Source organism: Geitlerinema sp. CS-897 (genome assembly GCF_028368005.1).
Classification (GTDB): Bacteria; Cyanobacteriota; Cyanobacteriia; order Cyanobacteriales; family Geitlerinemataceae; genus Baaleninema; species Baaleninema simplex.
Genome location: NZ_JAQNCQ010000087.1, coordinates 1 through 6077, shown reverse-complemented (window position 1 = coordinate 6077; position 6077 = coordinate 1). Strand labels below are relative to the sequence as shown.

Sequence of the window (6077 nt, the reverse complement as noted above, 5' to 3'; positions counted from 1 at the left end):
GGTGATGGCTCATTGGTTCGATCTTCAATTAGGTAATTATTCATGAAAGATCGAAGTATAGCCGATGAGCCTTTATTCGTAAACCCACCGGTGTTGCATTTCATTTTTGAATTGGCGTTCTAAAAGAAGTCGAGAGAACTCCGTTCCGCTTCGCGAACGACTAATTCCCCGGTTTCTTCAGAAATATGTTGGTATTGAGATCCCTCAACATACTGACGACCACAATCTTTACATTTAAATCTCTGCTTTCCATAATAGGTGTGACCATTTTTGACGCGATCTTCACTGCCGCATTTAGAACAAATCATAAGCATAAACCACAGAAAAATCTTTTCATCATTACTGTATAATACCACCGAATTTAAAACGAGATTTCGAGGGTTTCAGCCAGAATCAATTGTTCGAGGTTCCCTTCAGGGAACTTCAATCCAAACATCTCGAGCGATCGAAAAACCCGGTATCTTGACAATACCGGGTCGATCGAAGGTTTCTCGAAATTCAAAATTCAAAAACCCGTTACGCCGACGTTTCGCCCGGTCGTACCAGATTTTCTAACCCCTCGACGACAGAAGCCGATTCGATGCGATCGCCTTTCGTCAGTTTCTCGAGAACCTCAGCCCCTTCAACAACGTAACCGAACGCCGCATAGCGGCCGTCGAGCAAATTCAACCCGGCCGGGGTCAGTTCCGGCTCGAACAAAAAGAAAAAGAACTGAGACGAACCGCTGTTAGGTTCCAAATCCCGATGAGCCATCCCCAGCGTTCCGTAAGCCGAAAACGGCAGAACCGGCTGTTCGCGATACAAACCAATTTGTTCTAACGTAAACCCATAAATCGGTTCGTTCTCGCTACGAACGCGAATTTCGAGCGGAATCGTGCGATATTCGCCCGTGTCAGGATCGACAAAACCGTCCTCAGAACCGGGCGGATCGCCAATTTGCAGCACGTAATTGTCCTCAGCCCGAATAAAAGGCAGTCCGTCGTAAAAACCGCGATCGACCAAATCAACAAAATTACCTGCCGTCACGGGAGCGTTGTAGCCGTCGGCGACCAGCGTTAGCGTTCCCTGGTTCGTCGTGACTTCGATCGTCGCCCGTCCTTTTAACTGAGGTAAACCGGCGTACTCGTCAGGCACGTCGAACGGAAAACCATCGACCATCAACTCCTCGAACTCGCCGAGGGTATCGAGAAGCTCTCGGCGGACCAGCCAAGCCCGTTCCTTATCCTGCTCCTCGACGACCGTTTCGAGTTCGAGGATCCCGTTTTCGAGTTGCGCCAGCTTTTCCTGCGCTCGAGCTTGACGGGAGGGCGGGACGCTCGCGAACAGCTCGTCTTTTCGGTAAGACAGTGTCGATTTGGCACTTCTGACGTCGCTTGCCACTGCCGACCAACGTTTTCGCGCCCGCAGTTGGGTGCTGATATCCTCCAAGCTGCGTTGGATGCGGCGAACCGAGTCGTTTTCGATCGGCAGCGCGTATTGCAGGAGCGATCGCGGATCGGTTACGGGGTTACCTTGAGGCATCCGACTCTCGCGGTAGTTGTCGTTATCGCCCCCCCACCACGCAGCACTCAAGCCGAGGGATAGCGGGAGCAGTACGAGCGCGAACAGGCCGACTTTGAGCCAGCGTTTCAATACGTCCATGCTTTTTCGTCGTTTTGAGTTTCCATCGAGCGTTGTTCCTTAATCATAGTGCCAGAGGGGATCGTTCCCTCAGACAAATTCATCGATCGCGTTGCAGAATCTCGGCAGACTCACACCGACGATCGCCAGGAACTTACCGGACGAAACTGCCGGAAACGAACCGCTCGGGGGTAAAATAGGTTGCCGATTGTTCTGCACGGACGAGATTCATGATCTCCTCAAATGACTTTAGAACTGGCGTCACTATCGAACTCGATGGCGGAGTGTGGCGCGTCGTAGAATTCCTGCACGTCAAACCGGGGAAAGGTTCGGCGTTCGTCCGCACGAAACTCAAAAACGTGCAAAGTGGAAACACCGTCGAACGCACGTTTCGCGCTGGGGAAACCGTTCCACAAGCGAACCTCGACAAACGGGTGATGCAGCACACCTATCGCGAAGGCGAGCAGTTCGTCTTTATGGACATGGAAACCTACGAGGAAACTCGCCTCAGCGCCGAGCAAATCGGCGACGGCGTGAAGTACCTCATCGAAGGCATGGAAGTCAACGTGGTGCGCTGGAACGACCAGGTGTTGGAAGTCGAACTTCCCAACTCCGTCGTGCTGGAAGTGACCGAAACCGATCCGGGAATTAAAGGCGATACGGCCACGGGCGGAACCAAACCCGCCACTGTCGAAACTGGGGCGCAAGTGATGGTGCCGTTGTTTATTTCGGTCGGCGAGCGGATCAAGATCGATACGCGCTCCGATACGTATTTGGGACGGGAGTAACTCGAGTTCAAAACCTTGACGGGGGAGAAGGGAACTGAGAACGAAAACCCCTCGATCCTTTCCGACTTAACCCCCTCTCGACTCCAAGCCCGACAGCTTTTTCGCGTTTTTCGAGCATTGAGAGAATTTGGATAGATAGCGGACATAACACAGTGCAACTGGATTTCAACCAACTGCGCGAGCTTCTCGCAGATTTAGATAAAACGGATATAGCAGAGCTGACACTCAAAAGCAGCGACCTGGAACTGACCGTTCGTAAAACCCGAGGCGGTCTCGTCGAGACCGCTTCCTCGATCGACCTGTCAGCCCTGGCTGCTGCCACCGGAGGCCAGATGCCGACGGCTCCGACACCCGTTCCCCCAGCGAACCCGTCCAACGGTGCCGAGGCCGCGTCGCCCCCCCCGCCATCTTCGGAGCCGAAATGGGTCGAAATTGTTTCGCCGATGGTGGGAACGTTTTATCGCGCCCCAGCCCCGGACGAACCGCCGTTCGTGGAGGTGGGCGATCGCATCACAACGGGTCGAACGGTGTGTATCATTGAAGCGATGAAACTAATGAACGAAGTCGAATCGGAAGTTGCCGGAGAAGTGGTGGAGATTTTGGTTGAAAACGGCGAACCCGTTGAATACGACCAGCCGTTGATGCGAATTCTTCCGGCTTGATAACGGGCGGCGACCGGCCGCCTCTATCGCTCGATCGGCATCGACGAAATCGATCTCACGATCTAAATTCTGCGATCGTAACCCTTTGGCGTTAAACCCGATGAAATCCGTGCAGCCTATCCCTAAAGAAGTGACGAAACACGTCGCCGAGTATTTCAGCATCCTCAGCGAACCGATGCGGTTGAAGATTTTGAACCTACTGCGCGACGAAGAAAAGTGCGTTCAGGAACTCGTTGAGGCAACGCAGACGAGCCAGGCCAACGTGTCGAAACACTTGAAAGTGATGCTGCAAGCTGGCATCCTCGCTCGGCGCACGGAGGGAACGTCGGCTTACTATCGCGTCGAGGACGAACTGACGTTCGAGTTGTGCCATTTGGTGTGCGATCGCCTCGCAACTCGTATCGAACAGCAAGCTCGGCATTTCCGCGCCTTCAGCTTTTCGAGTCGTCCCCAAGCCGACGATAAGAAGGAGTCCGCTGAGGACGAGTAAGGCCTTCTCGAAGTTCGAGACCGAGGTGAGTTGGGAGTTCCCCGCGATCGAGAATGCAACCGGGAGAATTCCAGAACCCGGAGCGATCGCAGATTTCGTTCGAGGGCTTGACGTTTGAGGTTTGAGGGCGCTATAGCGCGATCACCTTTTTCGACCGCCTCGTCGTGTCGAACGGAGCCAACCGTACCCCAGCGATCGAGGATGGGGGATTTTCCCTACGAACCATTCTAACGTTTTCAGAAGCAGCGATGAAACACATTCTCTTGTGTACGGACGGCTCGGCCTTCGCACAAATTGGCTACGAGTACGCCGCGTGGCTGGCGCAGCGTATCGACGGCGCGATCGAGGTGTTGTACGTCACGGATTTACGGAAACAGCAGGCATTACAACATCCCGATTACAGCGGGAGTATTGGCATCGACGCCTATCAAGAACTGCTCGATCGCCTCGTGGATTTGGAACGGGAAACCGCCACCCTGCACCACGCTCGCGCTCAGATCGTCCTCGACGACGCTGAAAAACGGTTGCGGGAGCGAGGCGTCGAACGGATTACCAAAACCCATCGCACCGGGTTTTTAGTGGATTTGTTGCACGAGTTCGAGCAACAGACCGACGTTATCGTGATGGGGAAACGGGGCGAAACGGCGGGGTTTGCGTCCGAACACCTCGGGGCGAACATGGAACGCATCGTGCGATCGAGCCACAAGCCCTGTTTGGTAACGTCGCGCGATTTCCATCCCGTTCGCAACGTTGTTTTAGCTTACGACGGCGGGAAAGGCTGTCAGAAAGCCTTGGATTTCATCGTCTCGTCTCCTGTGTTTCAAGGGTTGACGATGCACGTCGTTACGGTGGCGAAAAGCAATCGAGACGACGACCGACGGGATAAGTTGAAATTAGCCGAAACTCGCTTGAAAACGGCGGGATTCGAGCCGGTTTGCCACTTACTCCACGGGGAAACGGAAAACGCCATTTCCAATTACGTGGAAACCCACCCCATCGATATGATGGTGATGGGAGCTTACGGTCACAATCGCATTCGCCACCTCGTCATCGGGAGTACGACGGAGCAAATGTTGCGCCGCTGCCACATTCCCGTTTGGCTCTTCCGTTAAAATCGAAAGCGTTCGACATTTTTCGGTATTTTATGAAAGCTGTCACGATCGATCGCTACGGTTCGCCGGACGTGTTGCAATATCGCGATATCGAAACCCCCGTTCCCCAGGGCGATCGCGTTCTCGTTAAGGTTCGCGCCAGCAGTGTGAATCCCGTCGATTGGAAAATTCGTCGCGGCGACTTGGCTTTGCTGTCGGGGTTCGATTTTCCCCTGCGTCTCGGTGCAGACGTGGCGGGTATCGTCGAAGCCGTCGGCGATCGCGTCAGTCAGTTTCAACCGGAAGACGAAGTGTTCGGCTTCGCCAACCCCATCAACGGGGGGGCTTATGCTGAATTCGTAACGATCCCCGAGTCTCAACTGGCGCTCAAACCCCGTAATATTGGCTTTGAAGCGGCCGCCGCCGCTCCTTTGGCGGGGTTGACGGCGATGCAATCGCTGTTAGATTTAGGGCAGTTGCGGCCTGGGTTTTCCGTTCTCATCAACGGCGCGTCTGGCGGTGTCGGCGGGTTCGCCGTGCAAATTGCTAAAGCCTTTTCTGCGACGGTGACGGGAGTTTGTAGCGGTGCGAACGCCGATCTCGTTCGGATGTTGGGGAGCGATCGCGTTCTCGATTATACCCGCGAGGATTTTACCCGTCAGAGCGATCGCTATGATATCGTGTTCGATGCAGTTGGCAAGCGATCGTTTTCTGAATGTTCCCGCGTTCTCAATCCCGAAGGTGTCTACGTTTCGACGCTTCCGAGTCCCGAACTCTTTGCGGCGATCGCCCAAACGTTTTTCTTCCCCGGACAAAAAGCCAAGATCGTTCTCGCTCAACCCAAAAGTCGAGATTTGCAAGCTTTAGCCGAACTAATTGAAGAAGAAAAAGTTAAACCCCAGATCGATCGCACTTATCCTCTTTCCAATATTATCGACGCCCAAAGTTACAGTGAAACTGGACGAGCTACGGGCAAAATCGTTTTAACAGTTGATGGTTGATAATTGTCGATCGAGCGTGGCTTTACCTGGCTCTCGGATCGGGAGCGAAGCTCCTCGACAGGAATTTATACTCCTTCCTTTTCCGATAAGCTAGGTTTCAAGAAGTCTTCACGCCCAGAGACACAGAGGACACAGAGAGGGATTTATCAGATCGGGCAAAACCAGTATTTGAGTCCGAGCGAAGTCGAAGTGAGCGAAGTTGAAGCGTTGAGATTTGGACTCCGTATTATTCAGTAAACGGTTCATCTCACTTTTGTAAAAATATGAGTTTGAGGTAGGTTGGACGGGTGCATCCCAGTTTTGCAAGTGTCAGGCGTAAAAGTCTCCATTGAGATAAGCACAGCGTTGCTTGAGGACTTGTGGAACGTTCTGACGTTCCCACTGAGCGCCGGAAATCTTGAGACGCCGACCAATCTGCTTGACCG

General features: G+C 53.4%; 8 protein-coding genes and 1 pseudogene. 6 read left to right on the top strand and 3 right to left on the bottom strand.

Annotated elements, in window-relative coordinates; all coding sequences use genetic code 11:
* Positions 1-119 precede the first annotated feature (119 nt).
* Complete coding sequence (locus tag POG22_RS04430; RefSeq protein ID WP_498903839.1) at positions 120-308, bottom strand: IS1/IS1595 family N-terminal zinc-binding domain-containing protein; 189 nt, start codon at positions 306-308, stop codon at positions 120-122.
* 208 nt (positions 309-516) lie between these two features.
* A complete protein-coding gene (locus POG22_RS04425; protein WP_063715263.1) occupies positions 517-1641 on the bottom strand; it encodes a peptidylprolyl isomerase in 1125 nt (374 codons plus the stop codon).
* Between the two features lie 48 nt (positions 1642-1689).
* On the opposite strand from POG22_RS04425, the gene POG22_RS04420 reads away from it, so the two are divergent.
* The 6 genes from POG22_RS04420 (at position 1690) to POG22_RS04395 (ending at position 5652) form a co-directional block, all read left to right on the top strand.
* Complete coding sequence (locus tag POG22_RS04420; protein ID WP_498903837.1) at positions 1690-1815, top strand: hypothetical protein; 126 nt, start codon at positions 1690-1692, stop codon at positions 1813-1815.
* Positions 1816-1850: 35 nt separating this feature from the next.
* Entirely contained in the window at positions 1851-2408 is a 558-nt protein-coding gene (efp, locus tag POG22_RS04415; protein WP_017661608.1) for an elongation factor P, read from the top strand.
* A gap of 152 nt (positions 2409-2560) precedes the next feature.
* Positions 2561-3070 carry an acetyl-CoA carboxylase biotin carboxyl carrier protein gene (gene accB / locus POG22_RS04410; RefSeq protein WP_063715261.1) on the top strand — a complete coding sequence of 170 codons (510 nt, stop codon included), beginning with the start codon at positions 2561-2563 and terminating at the stop codon, positions 3068-3070.
* 100 nt (positions 3071-3170) lie between these two features.
* Entirely contained in the window at positions 3171-3560 is a 390-nt protein-coding gene (locus tag POG22_RS04405) for an ArsR/SmtB family transcription factor (protein WP_017661610.1), read from the top strand.
* Positions 3561-3808: 248 nt separating this feature from the next.
* A complete protein-coding gene (locus POG22_RS04400; RefSeq protein WP_017661612.1) occupies positions 3809-4672 on the top strand; it encodes a universal stress protein in 864 nt (287 codons plus the stop codon).
* A gap of 32 nt (positions 4673-4704) precedes the next feature.
* Positions 4705-5652 carry an NAD(P)-dependent alcohol dehydrogenase gene (locus POG22_RS04395; RefSeq protein ID WP_498903834.1) on the top strand — a complete coding sequence of 316 codons (948 nt, stop codon included), beginning with the start codon at positions 4705-4707 and terminating at the stop codon, positions 5650-5652.
* Between the two features lie 309 nt (positions 5653-5961).
* On the opposite strand, the pseudogene POG22_RS04390 reads toward POG22_RS04395, so the two are convergent.
* Positions 5962-6077: pseudogene (locus tag POG22_RS04390) on the bottom strand (ISKra4 family transposase); the annotation flags it as partial.

Excerpts from the sequence above, each read along its gene's own strand:
- POG22_RS04430 (WP_498903839.1), bottom strand. The coding sequence starts at position 308 with ATGATTTGTTCTAAATGCGGCAGTGAAGATCGCGTCAAAAATGGTCAC.
- POG22_RS04400 (WP_017661612.1), top strand. The coding sequence starts at position 3,809 with ATGAAACACATTCTCTTGTGTACGGACGGCTCGGCCTTCGCACAAATT.
- POG22_RS04395 (WP_498903834.1), top strand. The coding sequence starts at position 4,705 with ATGAAAGCTGTCACGATCGATCGCTACGGTTCGCCGGACGTGTTGCAA.
- efp (WP_017661608.1), top strand. The coding sequence starts at position 1,851 with ATGATCTCCTCAAATGACTTTAGAACTGGCGTCACTATCGAACTCGAT.
- POG22_RS04425 (WP_063715263.1), bottom strand. The coding sequence starts at position 1,641 with ATGGACGTATTGAAACGCTGGCTCAAAGTCGGCCTGTTCGCGCTCGTA.
- POG22_RS04405 (WP_017661610.1), top strand. The coding sequence starts at position 3,171 with ATGAAATCCGTGCAGCCTATCCCTAAAGAAGTGACGAAACACGTCGCC.